The sequence below is a fragment of the Haladaptatus sp. AB643 genome, from assembly GCF_024136975.1.
Taxonomy (GTDB): domain Archaea; phylum Halobacteriota; class Halobacteria; order Halobacteriales; family Haladaptataceae; genus Haladaptatus.
Genome location: NZ_JAMYJW010000001.1, coordinates 411,197 through 432,130 on the forward strand (window position 1 = coordinate 411,197; position 20,934 = coordinate 432,130).

The 20,934-nt window shown below is 63.1% G+C and carries 19 protein-coding genes; 6 read left to right on the top strand and 13 right to left on the bottom strand.

Going from position 1 to position 20,934, the window contains the following annotated elements:
• Nucleotides 1–68: 68 nt before the first annotated feature.
• Nucleotides 69–704, bottom strand: coding sequence for a phosphoserine phosphatase SerB (gene serB, locus NKF25_RS02120; RefSeq protein WP_253225079.1), 636 nt, complete (start codon nt 702–704; stop codon nt 69–71).
• 225 nt (nt 705–929) lie between these two features.
• Between serB and NKF25_RS02125 the strand changes: the two genes are divergently transcribed.
• The 4 genes from NKF25_RS02125 (at nt 930) to NKF25_RS02140 (ending at nt 5,500) form a co-directional block, all read left to right on the top strand.
• Nucleotides 930–1,904 (top strand): prohibitin family protein, encoded by a 975-nt coding sequence (locus NKF25_RS02125; protein WP_253225080.1) that lies wholly within the window; start codon nt 930–932, stop codon nt 1,902–1,904.
• Nucleotides 1,904–2,422: a hypothetical protein gene (locus tag NKF25_RS02130; RefSeq protein ID WP_253225081.1), complete on the top strand. Its 519-nt coding sequence runs from the start codon at nt 1,904–1,906 to the stop codon at nt 2,420–2,422. Before NKF25_RS02125 ends, NKF25_RS02130 begins: the two co-directional genes overlap by 1 nt.
• Nucleotides 2,423–2,547: 125 nt before the next feature.
• Complete coding sequence (gene serA, locus NKF25_RS02135; RefSeq protein ID WP_253225082.1) at nt 2,548–4,131, top strand: phosphoglycerate dehydrogenase; 1,584 nt, start codon at nt 2,548–2,550, stop codon at nt 4,129–4,131.
• A gap of 184 nt (nt 4,132–4,315) precedes the next feature.
• The gene (locus NKF25_RS02140; protein ID WP_253225083.1) at nt 4,316–5,500 is read left to right on the top strand and encodes an MFS transporter; all 1,185 of its coding nucleotides are present in this window, start codon (nt 4,316–4,318) and stop codon (nt 5,498–5,500) included.
• Here the strand turns inward: NKF25_RS02140 and NKF25_RS02145 are convergent.
• From NKF25_RS02145 to NKF25_RS02200, 12 genes are all read right to left on the bottom strand, one after another.
• Entirely contained in the window at nt 5,389–7,269 is a 1,881-nt protein-coding gene (locus NKF25_RS02145; protein ID WP_253225084.1) for a histidine kinase N-terminal 7TM domain-containing protein, read from the bottom strand. The two genes, NKF25_RS02140 and NKF25_RS02145, sit on opposite strands and share 112 nt — an antisense overlap.
• 228 nt (nt 7,270–7,497) lie before the next feature.
• Nucleotides 7,498–8,757: a threonine synthase gene (gene thrC / locus NKF25_RS02150; RefSeq protein ID WP_253225085.1), complete on the bottom strand. Its 1,260-nt coding sequence runs from the start codon at nt 8,755–8,757 to the stop codon at nt 7,498–7,500.
• An 89-nt stretch (nt 8,758–8,846) separates the two neighbouring features.
• Nucleotides 8,847–9,830, bottom strand: a complete 984-nt coding sequence (locus NKF25_RS02155) for a CapA family protein (protein ID WP_253225086.1) — start codon at nt 9,828–9,830, stop codon at nt 8,847–8,849.
• Between the two features lie 62 nt (nt 9,831–9,892).
• Nucleotides 9,893–10,786 (bottom strand): ornithine carbamoyltransferase, encoded by an 894-nt coding sequence (gene argF, locus NKF25_RS02160; RefSeq protein ID WP_253225087.1) that lies wholly within the window; start codon nt 10,784–10,786, stop codon nt 9,893–9,895.
• On the bottom strand, nt 10,783–11,826 hold the full coding sequence (locus NKF25_RS02165) for a [LysW]-lysine hydrolase (RefSeq protein WP_253225088.1): 1,044 nt from the start codon (nt 11,824–11,826) through the stop codon (nt 10,783–10,785). The genes argF and NKF25_RS02165 overlap by 4 nt, the downstream gene beginning before the upstream one ends.
• An 8-nt stretch (nt 11,827–11,834) precedes the next feature.
• Entirely contained in the window at nt 11,835–12,968 is a 1,134-nt protein-coding gene (locus NKF25_RS02170; RefSeq protein WP_253225089.1) for an acetylornithine/succinylornithine family transaminase, read from the bottom strand.
• Nucleotides 12,965–13,906: an acetylglutamate/acetylaminoadipate kinase gene (locus tag NKF25_RS02175; protein WP_253225090.1), complete on the bottom strand. Its 942-nt coding sequence runs from the start codon at nt 13,904–13,906 to the stop codon at nt 12,965–12,967. Before NKF25_RS02175 ends, NKF25_RS02170 begins: the two co-directional genes overlap by 4 nt.
• Nucleotides 13,903–14,979, bottom strand: a complete 1,077-nt coding sequence (gene argC / locus NKF25_RS02180) for an N-acetyl-gamma-glutamyl-phosphate reductase (protein ID WP_253225091.1) — start codon at nt 14,977–14,979, stop codon at nt 13,903–13,905. The genes NKF25_RS02175 and argC overlap by 4 nt, the downstream gene beginning before the upstream one ends.
• The gene (gene lysX, locus NKF25_RS02185; protein ID WP_253225092.1) at nt 14,979–15,839 is read right to left on the bottom strand and encodes a lysine biosynthesis protein LysX; all 861 of its coding nucleotides are present in this window, start codon (nt 15,837–15,839) and stop codon (nt 14,979–14,981) included. Before lysX ends, argC begins: the two co-directional genes overlap by 1 nt.
• A 60-nt stretch (nt 15,840–15,899) precedes the next feature.
• Nucleotides 15,900–16,064: a lysine biosynthesis protein LysW gene (gene lysW / locus NKF25_RS02190; RefSeq protein WP_066140665.1), complete on the bottom strand. Its 165-nt coding sequence runs from the start codon at nt 16,062–16,064 to the stop codon at nt 15,900–15,902.
• A gap of 150 nt (nt 16,065–16,214) precedes the next feature.
• Complete coding sequence (gene argH / locus NKF25_RS02195) at nt 16,215–17,693, bottom strand: argininosuccinate lyase (RefSeq protein WP_253225093.1); 1,479 nt, start codon at nt 17,691–17,693, stop codon at nt 16,215–16,217.
• The gene (locus NKF25_RS02200; RefSeq protein ID WP_253225094.1) at nt 17,686–18,855 is read right to left on the bottom strand and encodes an argininosuccinate synthase; all 1,170 of its coding nucleotides are present in this window, start codon (nt 18,853–18,855) and stop codon (nt 17,686–17,688) included. The genes argH and NKF25_RS02200 overlap by 8 nt, the downstream gene beginning before the upstream one ends.
• Before the next feature lie 350 nt (nt 18,856–19,205).
• Here NKF25_RS02200 and NKF25_RS02205 point away from each other — a divergent pair, with 350 nt between their 5' ends.
• Complete coding sequence (locus NKF25_RS02205) at nt 19,206–20,351, top strand: hypothetical protein (protein WP_253225095.1); 1,146 nt, start codon at nt 19,206–19,208, stop codon at nt 20,349–20,351.
• Between the two features lie 72 nt (nt 20,352–20,423).
• Nucleotides 20,424–20,924: a 2'-5' RNA ligase family protein gene (locus NKF25_RS02210; protein WP_253225096.1), complete on the top strand. Its 501-nt coding sequence runs from the start codon at nt 20,424–20,426 to the stop codon at nt 20,922–20,924.
• Nucleotides 20,925–20,934 lie beyond the last annotated feature (10 nt).

Consider the following 20,934-nt stretch of genomic DNA (forward strand, 5'->3'; position numbering starts at 1 on the left):
AGATAGCGAGATACGGAATATCACGTGTCTCGGGACTTCTACTGCAACATCTCCGTTTCCGGTATCGATCAGATAGCGTTCTTATCGACCAATACGTCGTGCAGTTCGTTCATGTGCGTGACGATGGTATCGCAGGCGGGTGCGACGGCCGGTTTGGGGTCGAAGCCGACGGCCAATCCGGCGACTTCGAGCATCGGCAGGTCGTTCGCGCCGTCGCCGATAGCGATGGTGTTCACCATATCCACGTCCAGTTCCTCGGCGAGCGACCTGAGCGCCTTGTCCTTCGTCCCCTCGATGAGCGGTCCCTCGGTCTCTCCCGTGAGTTTCGTGCCGTCGTCCACGACTCGGTTGGCGACGATGGTGTCCACCGACACGCCCTCGCGGTCGAGCGCGACTTTGACGCCGCGTTCGAACCCGCCCGTGAGGATGGCGACGTGGGTTTCCTTGTCGGCCAAATCGTCGAGGATGTCGGCCGCGCCGGGTCGGAGCGTCACCTCCGAAAACGCGTCGGCGGACTTCTCCAGCGACAACCCTTCGAGGAGGGACACCCGGTCGCGGAGACTTTTCGCGTAGCTGATTTCGTCGTTCATCGCACGAGCGGTGATGTCGGCCATCTCGTCGGCCGCACCGACCTGTTTCCCGAGCAGGACCGTCATTTCCGAATCCGAAAGCGTTCCGTCGAAGTCGAACGCGACTAGCTTCATTCGAATCGTGGTTCGCGCTTTTGGTTGTTAAAGGAGTGTGGTCGTCGTGGAAATTGCCACGGTCGGCTGACCGAACGGTTTACCGTCCCAATCTCACCAGCGACAGCAGTTCACGCGCGTCGTCCAACTTCTTTCACGACCCACCGGTTTCCCCTTCGATTCACGTCCCTGGCGGCAAACACCAAGAGCTATAACATGTCTGTCGAGATATGTGGCTACATCTGAATGAGTTCCGATAGTGACATTCCGATAGACCCTGACGGTTCCTCGGGACCGAGCATCCCCGATATCGATCTTCGAAGCATCTTCGGCAACACCCTCCTCATCGTCCTCGTCATCCTTCTCATCGCCGCTCCGGTGGTCGGATTCCTCTCGTGGACGCCCACTGATGAGGGGAACGTTCAAGTCGTCAAAAAGTGGGGTGCGGCGACGGGAACGGTGTTCGAACCGGGTGCCCACTTCATCAACCCGGTTTCACAGGACACCGTGTCGCTCTCCACGCGCCCGCAGTCCTACACGATGTCCAGCCAACAGGGCGAAGGGAGTAAGGCGGATACCGACGACTCCATCACCGTCTTGACGGAGGACGGACTCCGCGTGGACATCGACATCACCGTCCGGTATCGCGTGGATGTGGGACAGGCCGTGAAGTTCTACAAGAACTACCGGACGCTCGGGTCCGCGGAACAGCGACTCATCCGCCCGAGCATTCGGTCCGTCCTCCGAACCGAGGCGGGTGCCCTCCCAGTGACCGAAATCTACACCGGAAAAGGCCAGACGAAGCTGAAACAGACCGCACAGAGCGCACTGAAGAAGGATTTCAGCCGTGACGGCCTCATCCTCGAAGCGGTTCAGATTCGCAAGGTCAACCTGCCCAAACAGTACGAGCAGGCGGTCGAACAGAAGGAAATCACGAAACAGCGCCGCCAGCAGAAGGAGAACGAACTCGAAGTCGAGAAACTCGAAGCCGACCGGAAGAAAATCGAGGCGAACGGTGAGGCGGAAGCGAACCAGATACTGAGTCAATCGCTCGACCAGAAAGTCCTCACGCAGCAGTACATCGACAAACTGGACGACACCGATACGGTGTACATCCCGGTCGGCGACGGTGGCTACCCGCAGTTCGTGCGGAACATCGGCGGGTCGAACGACGATTCGCCGTCGGGAACGACCAACAACTCGACGAACGCGTCGGCCTGATGACGGACGACGCCACGACCCGATTGGCGAAGTGGGTCCTCGTCGCGGTCGGATTCGCCTCGCTCGCGGTGCTCCTCGGCGTCGTCGTCAGGTCGTTCGTGAGTTGGAAGGCCCTCCTCCTCTCTCTCGTCGTTCTCGTCCCGGCGGCGCTGCTGTCCTATCGTCTCAGTCGGGCGGAACGCGCCTACGACCGAGGTCGGTACGGTATCGGCCGCCGCGTTGTGGCGGAGCGACTCTCGCTCGGTGACGAGGAGTGCGACGTCTGTGACACCCACGGAGGGAACGGCGTTCGGCGGCGGTTCGTGAAGGAACTCGTCGTCGATGGCGTCCCGGTTGCGCTGGTCGAAAGCGGTTACAACGACTACTGTCGGGAGTGTTTCGCTGACGAATCCACGAGGCTCGTGGCTGACCGGAACGATGAGAACAGTGAAGACGGAGAAACGGCCGAACCTGTCGGGGAGTGTGAACGTGTCGATCCCGAACGGTCCACATCGAGCGGACACGAACGAAGCGAATAACCTTCCTGACAGCGATTACGGTCCAAATTACCAGTATTTTTTCAAAAGTAAAAATAAGAAAATAAATTGGCAATCTTCGCTGTGAGAGAAAGGGTTAACGGGTGTGGGGTGTATTCTCTCCAGCAATGAAGGTACTCGTCACGGACCCGATCGCGGACGCGGGTCTTGATCGACTTCAAGAAAGCGGTTACGAGGTAGAGACGGCCTACGACATAGAGGGCGACGCACTTTTGAACGCTGTTTCCGACGCCAACGGGCTCATCGTCCGCTCCGGGACGGACGTGAACCGCGACGTGTTCGAGGCCGCTTCCGACCTCGTCATCGTCGGACGCGCAGGTATCGGCGTGGACAACATCGACATCGAGGCCGCCACCGAACACGGCGTCATCGTGGCGAACGCGCCGGAGGGTAACGTGCGCGCCGCCGCGGAACACTCCGTGGCGATGGCGTTCGCCGCCGCACGCTCCATCCCGCAGGCCCACGCACGACTCAAGGACGGCGAGTGGGCGAAGGGAGATTACCTCGGGACGGAACTGAACGGCAAGACGCTCGGCATCGTCGGTCTCGGCCGCGTCGGGCAGGAAGTCGCCAAGAAGCTCGACAGTCTCGGGATGAACCTCGTCGCGTACGACCCGTACATCAGCGAGGACCTCGCCAGACAACTCGGCGCGGAACTGGTGGACCTGGACGACTGTCTCGCCCGTGCCGACTTCCTGACGGTGCACACGCCGCTCACGCCGGAGACGGAGGGGCTCATCAGCACCGAGGAACTCGCGCAGGTCGAGGGCGGCTACCTCATCAACTGCGCCCGCGGTGGCGTCGTGGACGAGGACGCGCTCGCGGAAGCGGTGGACGACGGAATCCTCGCGGGTGCGGCGCTGGACGTGTTCGCTCAGGAGCCACTCCCCGAGGACAGCCCGCTACTCGACGTGGAGGACGTCATCCTCACGCCGCACCTCGGCGCGAGCACGGAGGCGGCACAGGAGAACGTCGCCACCAGCACGGCCGACCAAGTGCTCGCCGCGCTCCGTGAGGAACCCGTGATCAACGCGCTCAACGCGCCGTCCGTCGAGGAGAGCGCGTTCCCCCGCGTCCGTCCGTACATCGAACTCGCGGAGACGGCGGGCAAGATCGCCACGCAACTGCTGGACGAGCGCATCGAGCGCATCGAGATCGGCTACGAGGGCGACATCGCGGAGGAGACCGTGGACCTCGTCACCGCGAGCGCCCAGAAGGGCGTGTTCGAACCGCTCGAATGGCAGGTCAACGCGGTCAACGCCCCGCAGATCGCCGAGGAGCGTGGCGTCGAAGTCACCGAGAGCAAGACCCGCCAGGCCGCCGACTTCCAGAGTCTCATCACGGTCACGGTCGAGAGCGACGACGAACACATCTCGGTCGAAGGGACCCTCTTCGCCGACGACGACCCGCGTATCGTCCGCATCGACGGCTACCGCGTGGACGCCATCCCGCACGGCCACATGCTCGTCGCCCGCAATCAGGACAAACCCGGCGTCATCGGGTTCGTCGGTACCGTCCTCGGCGAACACGACATCAACATCGCGGGCATGTTCAACGCCCGCGAAACCGACGGCGGCGAGGCGCTGTCGGTGTACAACCTCGACAGCGAGATTAACTCGGCGGCGAAGGAGGCGCTCGAAGCCGACGAGCGCATCATCGAAGTGCGGAACATCGCGCTGAACGGGAACTGAATCTTCGGATACTTTTTTATACGAAACCGGGACCAGAACCGGGTATGGTGATCGCAACGGAACCCTGCTGACCGTTCACCCTGCCGAGAAAGCCGGACTCAAGTAGCCCCCATTCCACCGTCGAACCGTGAGTTCCGTCGAATCTCTCCCATCTGACGAACGAACTTCGCACGAGGAACGACTCGTGACGGGGTATTCTGGACGGTTGCTGCTCGTCGTCTCGGTCGGCTGGATGATGATTCAGGCCGGTCGGCTCGTCCTTTCGCCCATGCTCCCGACCGTGATGGATGAACTCCACATCACGGAACTACAGGCTGGCATGGCGCTCTCCCTGCTCTGGGCGCTGTACGCACTCGGCCAGTATCCGAGCGGTCGGCTCTCCGACCGCTTCTCGCGGAAGACCCTGCTCGTCTCCGGACTCGCGCTCCTCTCCGTCGGGTTCACGGTCGTCGCTGGCGCGCCGACCTACGCGGTCTTTCTGGTCGGCATGGCCGTCGCTGGCGTCGGTGCCGGACTGTATCCGACACCGGCACGGGCGCTCATCTCCGACCTGTTCGTCTCCCGCCGAGGGCAGGCGTTCGGGCTTCACGGCGCGTCGGGCGACTCGGGGGGCGTCGTCGCGGCGGGATTGGCGGTGGCCGTTCTCGCCGTCGCAACGTGGCGGGTCGCGTTCGTCCCCGTCGTGTTGGTGGCGGTACTGGCCCTCGTCCTCCTCCACCGCTGGAGTCGGGAGTCGTACACCCGACCGACCATCGACGAGGGTGCTGGACGGGTGGTCGTGGCGGATATCACGACGACCGCTCGCCGCTTTGCCAACCGTCGAACCGTGGCGCTCCTCGTGGCCTACTCGCTGTACGCGTTCGTCTGGCAGTCCGTCGCGGGATTCCTCCCGTCGTTTCTACAGGAGGCCAAGGATTTCTCGCCCGAACTCGCGGGGAGCGCGTTCGCGGCGCTGTTCATCGTCGGAACGTTGGTGAAGCCGATTTCGGGGTCGCTCGGGGACAGGATTTCCCGCCCCGTCGTCGCTGCCGGGTCGCTCCTCGTGGGGACGGCCGGTATCGCCGCCCTCGTGATGGCGAACAGCACCCTCGCCGTCGCCGGGAGCGTGGCGCTCTTCGCGGCGGGATTGATGGCCTACCCACCGGCCATGCAGGCACACCTAATGGACGTATTTCCGAACGGGAGCATGGGTGGGGACCTCGGTGCGACGCGGACGGTTTACATCGGCTTCGGAAGCCTCGGGCCGACGTACGTCGGTTACGTCGCGGGGAACTCGGGGTACGAATCGGCGTTTGCCGGACTGTTAGCGTGTCTTCTCGTCAGCGCGAGTATCGTGTTCGGGTTGGCTCGCTGGTCGAAATCGCCCTGAACGCCCAACCGTATCGTCTCCGGATCGAATCCACGGGACGCACTGCTTCTGCGCACTTCGGTGGTAGACCCGAGATCGATTTTATCGATCGATTCTTGCTTCGGCGTTGCGACCTGCACGCCGCTGATCTGAAATCGTGCGCCGTGCTGGTCACCAGCCGTCGCACTCACCTCCCAGCCGTGTCGTTCAGCGATGTCGGCGATGATCGAGAGCCCCGCACCCGTCCCGTCCGCTCGGGTCGAATAACCGTGTTCGAAGACGCGAGTTCGTTCGGTTGGTGGGATACCGTCCCCGTCGTCTTCGACGTAGAGCGTGCCGCTCGTTCTTCCGTTTTCGATCCATCCGACTTCGATAGCCGCCGTCGGACCGGCGTGTTCGATGGCGTTTCGAAACAGGTTTTCGAACACGCTCGACAGTTGCCCCTCGTTCGCTCGAACGAAGACGGTACCGACCTCGATGGAGACTATGGCGGACTTCGTCTCGACGTTCTCCCACGCTCGCTCGGCGATTCGTGCGAGGTCGAGGGTTTCGAATCGTTCGGGCTGATCGTGGCGAGCCATCGAAAGGACGTCGTCGATTATCTCCTCCATCCGGTCGTGAGCGCGTTCGACGTTGTCGAAGTATTCGCCGTCCCCGTTCGACCGTTCGAGGTCGAGATACCCCTTGGCGATGTTGAGCGGGTTTCGAAGGTCGTGAGCGATGGTGTGGCCGACCCGTTCCAGCCGTTCGTTTTGCCGCTCTACGTCCCGATTTTGCCGTTCGAACTCGGTTACGTCCCGAACGATGAGCACCGTTCCCGAAAGTTTCGTCCCTGAATCGGACAACTCCGAGGAATGTATGTCGAGGTATCGACGTTCGCTACCGACGTCTCCGACGATCGGTTCCTCCGGGTCTCGCCGTGCGTGGTAGCTGTCGACCAGTTTTGGAAACGCCGCACAGACGTCGCCGAATCGTCGTCCGATGTCGGCGCTTGAAACGCCGAGCAGTCGGGTTGCCGCGGGATTCGTGTCCACGACACGGTCGGTGTCGTCCATGACCACGACCCCGTCCGCGATTTCCTCGACGACCGTCGAGCGTCCGACCGGGACGAGATCGAACAGTCCGTGGTGCCAAATCGCGTAGGCAAACGCGATGGCGGTGACGGCGAAAAACACCTCCGGGTCGATGTCCAACAGGCCGTTGTAGGACAGTACGGTCGCCGACCACGGCACCATCGTCCCAACGATCAGTACGATCGCTTGCTCGTAGAAGAAGCGACGCCCCCGTATCAGCCCCCGGAGGAGCAACAGCGTTCCCAGACCGTCTACGACATTCGAGTAGACGACGCTCAACCAGAACCACGGGCCGAACGTTCGATCCAATCGAAGGACGCCACCGGTAAAAACGAGTTTGCTCGACGCTCGAACGAGGTGATGAACGGGATTGGTCCAGACGAGTACCAGGGTGACACTCGCGTACAGAACGGGTATCGAGAGCGAGCGCCGCGTTAGCCACTCGTCGTGGCCCGTGTATTCACATGCGAAGGCGAACCACGAGATCGGAATGACGACGATCCCGAAGTACTGGACGTTGACCCAGAACAATTTCCCCGTCAGCGTCGTACTCGCGTCCTGAAGCGCGTTTCCTCCCGTCCAGACAGCCGCGGCTATCGTGAACGCGAACAGCGGTATCGCACCCGGTCGAAACCGATACCGCCACGTGAACACGGCGACGCCGAGGATGACGACTGTCGATAATGTCGAGAGGACGACAGAGGGTGTGACTTGCATTTCACTATTTCTTTGCTGTTCATCTTTCGTATTCTGGATGATAAATCATCGCACGGTCATATTTGGGGACAAATTATCGGGATACAAGCATTCTAAACCGGGACGGCGAATAGTTTCATCATTCGAAACGGATAGTTCAGGGATGGAATCGAAAAACGAGAGATCGTTCGCGTGCTTTCGATCGGCAGGGTCGGACGGCACGGAAGACAGCGACCTGTGAAACCGAGACTACCGGTGAAGCAGGTCCAACACGTCGTCCGTGTCCGCCGGGACCGACTCCGGTTCGACACCCGCCGCGGCGGCCGCGTCGGGGTCTTTCAGGAGATGGCCGGTCGTCAGACAGACCACGTTCTCGTCCGCCGAAACTGCTCCCTCTTCGCGGAGTTTTCGTAGTCCTGCAACGCTCGCGGCGCTGGCGGGTTCGACGCCGATACCGTCCCGTGCCAGCGCGCGCTGGGCGTCGGTTATCTCCTCGTCGGTGACGGCGATGGCGGTGCCGCCGGTTTCCCGAATCGCGGGAAGCGCCTTCGGGGAGTTGACCGGGTTGCCGATTCGGATGGCGGTTGCGATGGTTTCGACTTCGTCCCAGCGGCGGATTTCGTCGGCGTCGTTCTCGACGGCTTCGACCATCGGGGCCGCACCCTCGGCCTGTACGCCGGTCAGCACGGGCACCTCATCGGGCGTGAGTTCCCCGGCGGCGACGAGTTCGCGGAACGCCTTGAACAGCGCGCTGGTGTTTCCGGCGTTGCCGACGGGGAGGACGATTCTGTCGGGGAGGTCGCCCGTCTGGTCGCGGAACTGCTCGATGATCTCCAGTCCGATGGTCTTCTGGCCCTCCAGTCGGAACGGGTTGAGCGAGTTGAGCAGGTACGCCTCGCCGCGATTCGCGAGTTCGGAGACGATGTCCAGACAGTCGTCGAAGTTGCCGTCCACTTCGAGGATTCGTGCGCCGTGGAGGCTGGCCTGTGCGACTTTCCCGGCGGCCACTTTTCCGGCGGGAAGGAGCACCAGTACCTCGGTTCCGGCACGTGCGCCGTAGCAGGCAAGCGCGGCGCTGGTGTTCCCGGTGCTCGCACAGGCGAGTCGGGAGACGCCGAGTTTCTCGGCGACTTTCACGCCGAGGGTCATGCCGCGGTCCTTGAAACTCCCGGTCGGGTTCATCCCCTCGTGTTTGACTCGAAGCGCGTTGACGCCGGTCTCGTCCTCGATGGTCGGAACCTCGTACAGCGGGGTGTTGCCCTCCTCGATGCTGACACCCGATTCGACGGGCAGGGCGTCGGCGTAGCGCCAAACGCCGTGTCCCTCGAAATCATCGAACGTCGGGTGGTCGGCGTAGCGAACTTCGAGCAATCCGTCGCAGTCCGGACAGCGATAGCGAATCTCGTCGAACGGCGCGCCGGTCCACTCGCAGTCGATACAGGCGAGCCAGACGCCGTCGTCCGCACTGTCGGGGGCCGATGCCGTCGGGTTCGAGAGCGTTAGGTTCATTGCCGGACCCGATGGGTTCCGGGTTCAAAAAGGCGCGGACGGTGGCAACGATGGCGTCTCGTCTCCGATTCGAATCCCGTAAAATCGGGCTACAGCGGGAGGAGGAGGTCGTCGTCCTCGCGCTGGAATTCGGTCCCGAAGGCGGATGAGAGCGCGTCCATCTGCTGGACGCTCCACGTTCCCGCGTAATGTTCGGCCTCGTGCACCGCCAAATCGTATATCTCGGTGGGACGCAGGCGGAGGTCGGACAGTTCACTGTCCGCCACACCGACCTCGAAGAGGAAGCTCCGGTCGTTGTGCTGTTCCGAGTCGGTCGCGTAATCGTCCACGAAATCGCCCGTGTCGTAGCAGACGAGCGTCTCGTCCACGACTTCGACGCCCTGAAAGACGTGTGCGCTGTGGCCGTGAACGACGTCAACGCCCTCTTCGGCCAACCATCGGGCGAACTCCCGGAACTCGACTGTCGGTTCGGTTCGCATGTTCGGTCCCCAGTGGAGCGACACCACGAGCAGATCAGGGTCCGCATCCCGTGCACGCCCGAGCGAGTTGCCGACGAGTCGAACCGCCTGCGGGTGGGTAACGTCGAAATCCACGTACGCCGTTCCGGGTTCGTCGGGTCCCGCCGCGAACTCCGACGTGTTGTCGGTGAACGAGACGAACGCGATGTCCAACCCGTCCACGGTGGCGAACGCGGGAGCGCACGCCGCTTCCAGGGTTTCACCCGCGCCCGAGTGGGCGATTCCGGCGTCGTCCAGATATCCTATCGTGTCGGCGAGCGCGTCCGGCCCGTAATCCAGAATGTGGTTGTTCGCCAGGTTCACCCAGTCGACGCCGACCGATTCGAGTGCCGGAACCGCCCAGTCGGGGTCGGCTCGGAAGTGAAACGGCCGATACGTGTCCGTCCACGGCGTCCCCCGTGCCGAGAGACAGCATTCGAGGTTGATGAAAAAGCCGTCGAGTTCGCGCAGGGTGTCCTCCATGTTTCCCCAGATTCCGGAGACGCTTCGCTCTCTCTGTCGTTCGTCTATCAGCCGTCCGAGCATTACATCCCCCGCAAATCCGAGTCTCGTCATATCCCAGTTCCCCCACTATAGTTGGTGGGACGCGGGGAAAAGGCTACCCGCTCGATGAACGATCAGTTCGCGTCCGCGAGGAACGCCAAGAGCGCTTTCTGTGCGTGCAACCGGTTCTCGGCTTGATCCCACGACAGCGAGCGGTCGCTTTCGAGCACGTCGCCCGTGATTTCCTCGCCGCGATGGGCGGGCAGACAGTGCATGACCGGCATCGAGTCGGGGAGCAACTCCTCGTTGAGTTGGAAGCCGTCGAACGCGGCCAGTTTCGACTCGCGTTCGTCCTCCTCGCCCATGCTGACCCACACGTCGGTGTACACCACGTCGGCATCAGCGACGGCCGCGTCCGGATCGTTCGTCAGGCTCGGTTTCGGCCCGCGGTTCGCCGCCGTCGAGAGGGCGGCCTCCGAGGGTTCGTACCCCTCCGGGGTGGCGACCGTCAGGTCCATCCCGACCGTCGCCGCCGCGATGGCGAAGGAGTTGAGGACGTTGTTTCCGTCGCCGACCCAGGCGACCGTGAGGTCGTCGAAGCCGCCGAAGTGCTCCTGAATCGTCTGCAAGTCTGCGAGCGCCTGACACGGGTGAGCGACGTCCGAGAGCCCGTTGACGATGGGAATCGTTGCGTGCTCGGCCATTCCGACCAGGCTCTCGTGTTCGAACACGCGGCCCATGACGAAGTCCACGTAGCGCGAAAGCACCCGTCCCGTATCGGAGACGGGTTCGCCCCGATTCAGTTGCGTGTCGTTCGGGCCGAGGAAGATGCCGTGGCCGCCCAAGTGCGTCATGCCCGTCTCGAACGAGATGCGGGTGCGCGTGCTGGGCTTCTCGAACAGCATGGCGAGCGTCTGTCCCGAGAGTTCGGGTGGCGAGCCGTTTTCCTTGTACTCCGACGCGAGCGCCAACACCTCCGCCAACTCGTCTGGCGAGATGTCGTCCACATCGAGGAAGTGACGCGTCATGCTGCCACCTCCAGGTTCCCGCAGATGTCTTCTAACACCGCAATCGAGCGGTCGAAATCGGCGAGTTCGATGTGTTCTTCGGGCGTGTGGTCGAGCGACGAATCGCCCGGTCCGTAGGTGACGACCGGACAGTCCCACGCCTCGGCGTAGAGGTTCGCGTCGCTCGTTCCCGTCTTCCGGAGCAAACTCGGGTCGCCGCCCTCGTTCCGGATGGCGACGCGGAACGCACGTCCCAGTTCCGTCCGCGGACTGGAAAGCGTCGGCGGAATCGGTTCGTTCCACGACACCGCCCCGACGTCGAGGTGGTCTTCGGCGACCGACCGAATCCCGTCGGCCGTCATCCCGGACGGAATCCGGAACTTGATCTCGACGGTCGCTTCCGTCGCGAGGCCGTCGGACGTGAGTCCGCCGTCGAACGAGACGGGTTTCACGGTCACCGACTCCACCGTCGAACCTTCCTCGTCGGAGTCGAATTCGGATTCGACCCCCGAGAGCCACTTCGTCGCGTACTGAATCGCGTTCGGCTCCGGCCGTGAGGTGTGGACCGATTCCACCGTGGCCGAGTACGTTCCCGAGAGGAACCCGCGGTAGCCGAGCGTCACGGCGTCCCAGCCGCTGGGTTCGCCGTTGATGACGAATTCTGGCTCGTCCGCGTCCTCCACGAGATGGCGCGCACCGCGCGAATCGGTCTCCTCGCCGACGACGCCGACGAAGCTCGCGCCGGTTTCGACCGCCGCGACCGCCATCGCGGCCAGCGGGCCTTTCGCGTCCACGCTTCCGCGTCCGTGGAGGATGCCGTCCTCCAGCTTCACCGGCACGTCGCCGGGAACCGTGTCGATGTGCGAGGTGAGCAGAATCCCGTTTCCGGGCGCACGGACGTTGCCCACGTCGTCCATCCAGACCTCGCGCCCCTCGGATTCGAGGAAGTCGGCGAGATGCTCGGCGCACGCCGCTTCGTTCCCCGACACCGACGAAATCCCGACTAGTTCTATCAGCAGGTCGCGCGCGGCGGCCGGTGAGACCGAATTCGCCTCGGTCATATTTGCCATCATTCGTCGCCTCCTAACACGTCGGTCAGCGCAGAGACGACGGCGTCGATGTGCTCTTCTTCCACCGTCAACGGCGGCAGGAGGCGCAGAACGCTCCGTCCCGCCGGGAGCGCCAGAATCCCGTGTGACAGCGCGAGTTCCTTGAGGAGACGATTCGCGCCGCGCTTCACCTCGATGCCGACCAACAGGCCGTGTCCGCGAACGTCGCGCACGGGCAGGTCGGCCGCTTCGAGTTCGTGCCGGAGATATTCGCCCATCTCGGCGGCGTGCTCCGGCAGGTTCTCGTCCACGAGCACCGAGAGGGTGGCGTTCGCCGCCGCGCTGACGACGGGGCTTCCGCTGAAGGTCGAGCCATGCGACCCGGCACCGTCGGCTATCCAGTCGGCGCACAGCGTCGCGCCGATGGGGAGGCCGCTCGCCAACCCTTTCGCCGTCGTGAGCACGTCCGGGGAGACGCCAGCGTGTTCGCAGGCCCAGAAGGCCCCCGTCCGTCCGAGTCCGGTCTGCACCTCGTCGAATATCAACGCGGCACCGGCGTCGGCCGTCAGGTCGCGGGCCGTTTGCAGGTACGTCTGCGTGGCGGGGTTGACGCCGCCCTCGCCCTGTACGGGTTCGAGGATGACGGCGGCCGTCTCGTCGTCCACGACGTCGGCCAGTTCCTCCTCGTCGCCGTAGGTGACGAACTCCACCTCGTCCACGAGCGGTTCGTACGGCGCGCGGAACTTCTTCTTCCACGTCACCGACAGCGACCCCATCGTGCGGCCGTGGAAGCCGCGCTTCGCGGCGACGAGTTTCGAGTTGCCGGTCGCGCTCCGGGCGAACTTCAGCGCCGCCTCGTTCGCCTCGGTTCCGGAGTTGTTGAGCCAGACGTTGTCGAGGCCGTCTGGGGCGAGCGTCGCCAGTTTCTCGTACAGTTCGTCGCGGCTCTCGTTAGGATACGATGCGTGAACGAACAGCAACTCGGCGGCCTGTTCCTGCACCGCGGAAACCACTTCCGGGTGGCAGTGGCCGACGGGGGAAACCGCGTAACTCGCGCCGAAGTCGAGGTATTCGGTTCCGTCCTCCGTGTAGAGATACGGTCCCTTGCCGCTCGCGATTTGGATCGGTTTCTCGTTGTAGACGAACCCGCTCATGGCGATACCTCCAGTGCGGCAGGCGTAAACCGCGTACCGTGGCCGTTCCGCGCCGCCGTGATCGGGTCGTGGTTGTTCGCGTCCGCGACGACGACGGATTCGGCACCGCCTTCTAGCGCCTCCGTGGCGGCCATGACTTTCTTCGTCATGAACCCTTCCGCAGCGGATTTCGCCTCCTCCAACTCGGTCGGCGTGGACACCTTTTCGATGAGCGTCGTCTCGTCATCCGGGTCGGCCAGCAGTCCCGGCACGTCCGTCAGGACGACGAGTTCGCCGCCGAGTGCGGCGGCGACCGCCGCCGCCGCACGGTCGGCGTCCGCGTTGACCGGCGTTCCGTCGTCGGCCAGCATCGGAACCGTCACGACCGGCGTGTAGCCACTATTCAAAAGCGTTTCCAGCAGGTCCGTGTTCACGGACTCGATTTTGCCGGAGTGGTCGCCGCGGCGAATCTTGCGCTTGCCGTCCTCGACCACTCTCACCGCGGATTTGCGTGCGCCGGTGAGGAGCGCGCCGTCCACGCCGGACAGGCCGACTGCGCGGACGCCCTCACCCTGCAAACTCGCCGTCAGTTCGGTGTTGAGTTTGCCGGGCATCACCATCTCGAACACTTCCATCGCTTTCTCGTCGGTGAACCGTCCCATGACGCCGCTGGTCGATTCGACGTACTCGGGTTCCTCTCCTAACTGTTCGAGGGTGTCGTCCACGGCGGTCGAACCGCCGTGAACGACCACCACGTCCTGCCCGTTGGCGGTCAGGTGTGCGACGTCGCTCAGTGCGCCGTCGGGGTTCACCGCCCGTGCACCGCCGATTTTGACGACGACGGGGGAAGCGTCGTCCTCGATCACGCCGCCGTCAGTGACGAGTCCGTCGTCGTTGTCGTTGTCGATGAGTTGGTCGTGTGCGGCCAGCAGTTCATCACGGCTGTATTCGTCAGTCATGGGCTTCCCACGGGATGTAGTCCCTCGAATTCCAATCCGGCTGTTTCCTCGAATCCCAGCGCGACGTTTGCGGCGTGGACCGCCTGTCCCGCCGACCCCTTCATCAGGTTGTCGATGGCGCTGAAGACGACGATGCGTTTATTGGTCGGGTCGAGTTCGAACCCGACCTCTGCGTAGTTCGTCCCGGCGACCGCCTTGGGTTCCGGGTAGCGATAGACGCCGCCGCCGCCCGCGACGAGGCGGACGAACGGTTCGTCCTCGTAGGCCTCTCGATACGCTTTCCAGAGGTCTCCCTTCGAAACGGGCGAATCGGGGAACACGTGGCAGGTCGCGGAGGCTCCGCGAACCATGTCCACGGCGTGTGCGGTGAACGACACGTTCGTTCCCAGAATTCCCTCGATTTCGGCCTCGTGGCGGTGGCCCGTCGGCGCGTAGGGACGGACGATGCCCGAGCGCTCGACGTGGCTGCTCGCCTTGCTCGGCGTCGCGCCGCCCTCCGACGAGCCGACTTTTACATCCACGACGACCTGCTCGCTTCCGAAGAGGATTCCCGCGTCGAACAGCGGCGACAGGCCGAGCAGCGTCGCGGTGGCGTTACAGCCACCCGCGGCGATGAGGTCCGCGCCGGGCAGTTCCTCGCGTGTCAGTTCGGGAAGGGCGTACACTGCCTCGTCCAGATATTCGGGACAGGAGTGGCCGTCGTACCACTCGTCGTACTCCCCTTCCGTGTCGAGGCGGAAGTCCGCGCTCAGATCCACAACGGTGTCCGCGGCGTCGCGGAACGAATCGATGTGCTCCATCGAGACGCCGTGGGGCGTCGCGGCGAACAGCACGTCCACCGACTCGAGGTCGCTCGGTTCCGAAAAGCGCAGGTCGGACCCACGTAAATTCGGGTGAACCGACCCGAGCGTCTTGTTCGTGTACTCCCTGCTGGTCGCCTGTGCGAGCTCGAAGTTCGGATGTCCGGCGAGCAGGCGGAGCAGTTCTCCGCCGGTGAACCCGCTGGCTCCGATGACGGTCGCCGAGAGCGCCTCGGCGCTCGTGTCCGTCTCCGAATCGGCCGCAGTAGCCATCAGGCCACCACCTCCGCGGGAACCTTCGTTTCGAGCCAATCGACGACCGCGGCGGGGACATCCGTCTCGACCGCCTCGTTCAACGCTTTGAACTCGACGGTGTGGTTGACCTCGTGGACGGTGTAGCCCGACTCGGTCTCCATCAGATCGACGCCGAGGAGACCGCCGCCGACGGCGTCGCTTGCTTTCTCAACCAGCGACTTCGCTTCCGCGTCGAGTTCGAATTCTTCCGTCTTCGCGCCCTTCGCGGCGTTCGTGAGCCAGTGATCCGAATGGCGGACCATCGCGGCGACCGGCTTCCCGTCCAGTGCGACGACGCGGATGTCGCGCTCCGGCTTGTCCACGAACTCCTGCACGTAGAACACCTTGTGCTCGTAGTGGCCGAGCGTGGCCTTGTGCTCCAGAATCGCCTCCGCCGCACTGCGCGAGTCGATTTTCGCCATCAGGCGACCCCACGACCCGACGACGGGTTTGAGGACGCACGGGTAGCCGAAGCTTTCGATGGCCTCCATCGCGCTGTCGGTCGTGAAGGCGACTTTCGTCTCGGGCGTCGGGACGCCCGCGCCCGCGAGCGCGAGGCTGTTCTTCGCCTTGTCCGAACACACCTCCGCGGTTTCGTGGCTGTTGACGACAGGAACCCCGTACGCCTCGCAGAATTGCGTGGCGTAGAGGCTCCGACTCGTCGCCAGACAGCGGTCCACGACGAGGTCGAGCCCCTCGAAGGCCTCAGGTGGCTCGGTCAGATCGAACGTCTGCTTGCGCACGTCGATCTTCGTCACCTCGTGTCCGCGCTCGCGGAGCTCCGCGAGGAGGAGCTTTTCGTCGCGGCGAATCCTGGAGTAGAGGATGCCTACATTCATGCGAACCACCCTTGGTGGTGAGCGTGAGCCAGCAAATGGTGCGTATTTGCGCGCTGCAATTTACTCCCCCCAGTCCTCTTCGAGCTCCGGCGCTCGGTCGAGGACTGGTGGGTTCACGTCGATGACTTCCAGTTCGACACCGCAGGTGCCGCAGTCGATGATTTCACCCGTTTCCAGATCGTCGTGCAAAGCCACATCGGCTCCGCACTCAACGCATTCTACCATTGTACTCTTCCGTATCGTCCTATCGGACTTAAATCCATCGTTATTAATAATGAAAGAAAAGCCCGGACTACCGTCTAACGGGAGTAGAAGGCTTATACCGCGGTTCTGAGTTAGTAATCAAGTAATTCCCCACGCGGGGGTCGCGGTAGTTCAGGCATAGTTGTTTACCTCCATCTGGAGCGTTTCACCGGCCGCTTCGAGCGACTCGGCGAGTTCGGTCGTCGTCGTTTCGTCGGCCACGAGCGTTGCCCTCGCGTTCGCCAGCGCTTCGACGACCGTCTCGGCCGCCGGGCCTCCGACCGAATCGCGCATGGCGACGCTCGTTTCCACGTCGAGCGCCGATTCGACTTCCTCCGGTGCGACGAACTCGGCGAGCGGTGCGCCGAGCACTTCCTCGGCGGCAGCATCGAGGGCATCGTAGTCGCCCGCTCCCGCCGTCGCAACGACCTCGTGGGCCGTGCGGAACGGCACGCCGCACATCGCCAGCAGGTCGGCGACGCCGGTCGCCGTCGAAAAGCCCTCCCCCGCGGCGTCCGCGAGTGCGTCCTCGTTCCACGTCGCGGTCGCCACCGCACCGGCAGCGACGTCCGTCGCGTCGATCACGGCGTCGAGGGCGTCCCACGCGTGCGGGGTCGCACGTTGCAGGTCGCGGTTGTACGCGCGCGGCAGTCCTTTTAGCGTCGTCAACAGTCCCGACAGTCCGGAGTGAGCGTCGCCCGCGACTGCGCGGGCGAGTTCCAAGGTGTCGGGGTTCTTCTTCTGTGGCATGATGGACGACGTGGACGCATAGTCGTCCGAGAGTTCCACGAACCCGCGGTTCGAGTAGATCACGAGGTCCTCGGCCAATCCGGACACCGTCGTCGCGAGGTTCGCCGCCGCCGCAATCGTCTCGACGAGGAAGTCGCGGGTCGAAACCGCGTCCATCGAGTTGTCGAGAAGTGCGTCGAAGCCGAGCAGTTCCGCCACGCGCTCGCGGTCCACGTCGAACGGCGTTCCCGCGAACGCCGCCGCGCCGAGCGGGCACTGGTTGATCCTCCCGTAGGCATCCAGCAGACGCGCCGTGTCGCGGGAAACAGCTTGCTCGTAGGACGCGAGAAAGTGCCCGACGGTCGTGGGTTGGGCGGGTTGGAGATGCGTGTATCCCGGCATCACCGTCTCCGCGTTCGATTCGGCGACTTCGAGGAGCGCCGAACGGAGCGCGAGCGTGGTTTCGAGGAGCGCGAGCACGTCCTCGCGGAGGCGGTAGCGGATGCACGTCGCCACTTCGTCGTTCCGACTGCGGGCGGTGTGCATCTTCCCGCCGTCGTGACCGACCTCTCCGACGACGGCCGTCTCGATGGCGGCGTGGACGTCCTCGCCTTCGGGGAGCGAGTCGTGCCCGTTCACCTCGACCACGTTCAGCGCGGTGAGGATGTCGCCCGCGATTTCGTCCTCGATGATCCCCTGTTCGGCGAGCATCACGACGTGCGCGCGGTCGATGTCGAGGTCGGCCGCGAAGATGCGTTCGTCCGCGGCGAGCGACGAGAGGAACCCGCGGGCGGGACCGCCGCTGAAGCGGTCGCCGCGGACGACGTCGCCGTCCCCGGTGAGTTGGTTTTCTTCGCTCTCCGCTCCGTCTCCCTTACTCATCGTTCGCGATGCGAGCCTGGTAACCGTGATATTTGGCGACGCCCGTCGCGTCGGCCTGCTCGATCTTGCCGACCGTCTCGGTGTTGAACGAGGCGGCGTCCTCGGAGTAGACGGCGTGTTCGCTCTCGCGGGCGACGGCGCGGGCCTGTCCGCCTTCGAACTTGATCGTGACCGTGCCGGTGACTTTCTCCTGCGTGGTGTCGATGAAGCCGTCGAGGGCGTCCACGAGCGGCGCGGAGAGCAGTCCCTCGTAGGCCTTCTCGGCCCACTGCTGGTCGATGCCCGTCTTGAACGAGCGCTCTTCCTTCGTCAGCACCAGTCCTTCGAGCGCTTCGTGGGCGTTGAGTAGCGTCGTCGCGGCGGGGTGCTCGTAGTTCTCGCGGACTTTCAGGCCGAGCATGCGGTCTTCCATCAGGTCGGTGCGACCGACGCCGTGCTTTCCGGCGAACTCGTTCAGGTACTCGATGAGTTCGACGGCACCCATCGATTCGCCGTCGATGGCGACCGGTTTGCCGTCCTCGAACTCGATTTCGAGGAGTTCGGTTTCCGCGCTCGGTTGTTCGGTCCACTCGTAAATCTCCTCTGGCGGGACGTAGCCGGGGTCCTCCAGATTGCCGCCCTCCACGGAGCGACTCCAGAGGTTCGTGTCGATGCTCCAGACGCCCTCGTTGCCACCCTCCACGGGCAGGTCGTGTTCGTCCGCGTAGCCCATCTCCCACTTGCGGGTCAGGCCGAGTTCGCGCACAGGGGCGATGACCTCCAAATCGGAGGCGCGCCAGACCGCCTCGAAGCGCAGTTGGTCGTTCCCTTTGCCGGTACAGCCGTGAGCCACGGCGTCACAGTCGTTTTCCTTCGCCACGTCGAGGATGGCTTCTGCGATGACCGGACGTGCGAGCGCGGTTCCGAGCGGATAGCTCTGATACGTCGCGTTCGCCTTCACCGCATCCAGACACTGCTCCGCAAATGCATCCTTGGCGTCGATAACGTAGTGTTCCAAATCCAGTGCTTCCGCAGTTTCCTCCGCCTCTGCAAACTCCTCTTCGGGCTGACCGACGTCCACCGTGACGCCGATGACTTCGTCGTAGTCGTACTCCTCTTCGAGGAGTGGGACGCATACTGTCGTGTCGAGTCCGCCCGAGAAGGCGAGTGCAACCGTTTTCATTGTATGAGTTGCCAAGGGCTACAGATACTTAAATTCTTCTCAATAATCTGAGAAATAAAGGTGGAAAATGGACTAAAGACGAGTTAATCACACGTGAGTGAGTTTTGAACGAACGACCGGCCGGAGTGGAATGGGTATTATTGGGACTAGAAAAGCCCCGGTCGTCGTCGTCGGACGCAGAATGAGCCGTGGTCGGACTCGTCGCTCATCGGAGGGCAAACCCCGGTGGCGCGAGTCCGCGACATTATCAAACCTTTCTGGTGCATACCGCTTAAAGCCTTTCGGGACGGCAACGATTGCCAGCGGTTCTGTTCAACGAGATTTATTACGTATCGAACGAATTGTCGACTATGCGTCGTCTTGCTCCCGTCCTCCTCGCCCTCCTCGTTCTTATGGCCGGGTGTGCGAACTTCCTGCCGTGGTCAGACTCACAATCGGATCCCCAACAGACAACTGCCAACCACCCAGCATCCTATCCCCCCGGAGCCAACGGCCAGTGGATATTCGACGCCGAACAACTCGTCGCCACGCACAAAGCGGCGCTCAGCGGGGCGAACTACCGGATGCACGCTCGCGTCCGGCCGAACCAGCAAACCGCTTCGGTGAAGTGGCAAAATACGACTACGACCGTACACATTGGTAGCGGTCGAACCCTGGTACAGGGGAGCGGCGGGTCGTTCGGACCTCGGGAGCTAACCGAATCGTATCGGAGTTACTCCACGGACAACATGACCGTGCAGTGCCGACGCGGCGCTGAAAAATGTCGGTATCTCTCCACCAGGTCCACTCAGGGACAGCAGATCACGAAGCGTACCACTTCACGAATGGAATCGCTCATCGCCAGTTCGGACTTCGTGGCGAACGGAACGACAGCCCGAAACGGAACGACGTTGTATCGGTATGAAGCCAACGGTTCCACGACGTTTTCGGGCGCTGATAGACTCTCAGCGACCGTACTGGTGGACGAGGACGGTCTCATCCACGATGTCTCGGGAACGATTCACACCGACGGAAAGCGTCCCGCGACTGTCGATTTCAACTACGGGTTTTCTCTGGTTTCGAATCCACCGACGAAGCCGGAATGGGTAGACGGTGTGCCCCGACTGACCGTCCGTACAAGCGCGAGCAGGTTCACGCTCGAACACGAGGGCGGTGAGCGTATTCCGGCGGGAACGAACGTTTCGCTCACGTTGATAAACGACAGCGCCACTGCAATTGGAACGGTTCGACTGCCGAAATCGCTCGGCCGTGGGGATATCGCCTATCTCACGATTTCCGATATCGAGGACACCGACCATCTCCACTACAAAGCCGTCGGGAACATCACGGTCAACCACCCAGCGACGACCGAACCGGGAATAAATCACACTCACTGGACTCTGTCTCTCGGATATGAGACGAAACACTGGAAAGCTGACCTCTGGGTGAATCCCGAAGGGAGAAATCACGACAGCACGAACGGCACCAAAGCGACGACGACCACGACTGCCACCTGACTGACTTTCGACGACCTCTCTTTCTCACGCCAAACGCCACCCTCATACCACTAAAGCGTCTCGAACCAACCAGTGTACAGTCTCAACGTCCCGGTTCCCGGCGAAATCGCTCAACTCGCTGGGCAACTCCGTCCGTCGCTCTACGGCTTCGACAGCGTCCGCGACCAGCACACGCTCGTCGTCAAACGGTTCGGAGATCAAGAAAACTACGACCGATTGGCGATGCGGGTCCGAACCGCGCTCGTCGGCACGCCCGCGTTTGAAGCGCACGTTTCGGGCATCGACTACTTCGAGACGCCAGCGCGTGGTGACGGTCCGGTCGTCTACCTCGCCGTCGAAAGCCCCGGTCTGAAACAACTTCATAGCGAACTGCTCGCCGAGTTCGAGACCATCGAAGGATTGGAAGGCGACGACTACGTTCCTCACGTCACGCTGGCGCGCGGTGGCGACATCGAGGTGGCCCAAGAACTCGCGGAACGGGAAACCGATCCGATTTCGTGGACCGTCACGGAACTCCATCTCTGGGATGCAAAGTACGAAGAAGCCGCCGCGAGAATCTCGCTTCCGGCTTGAAAATTTCTAC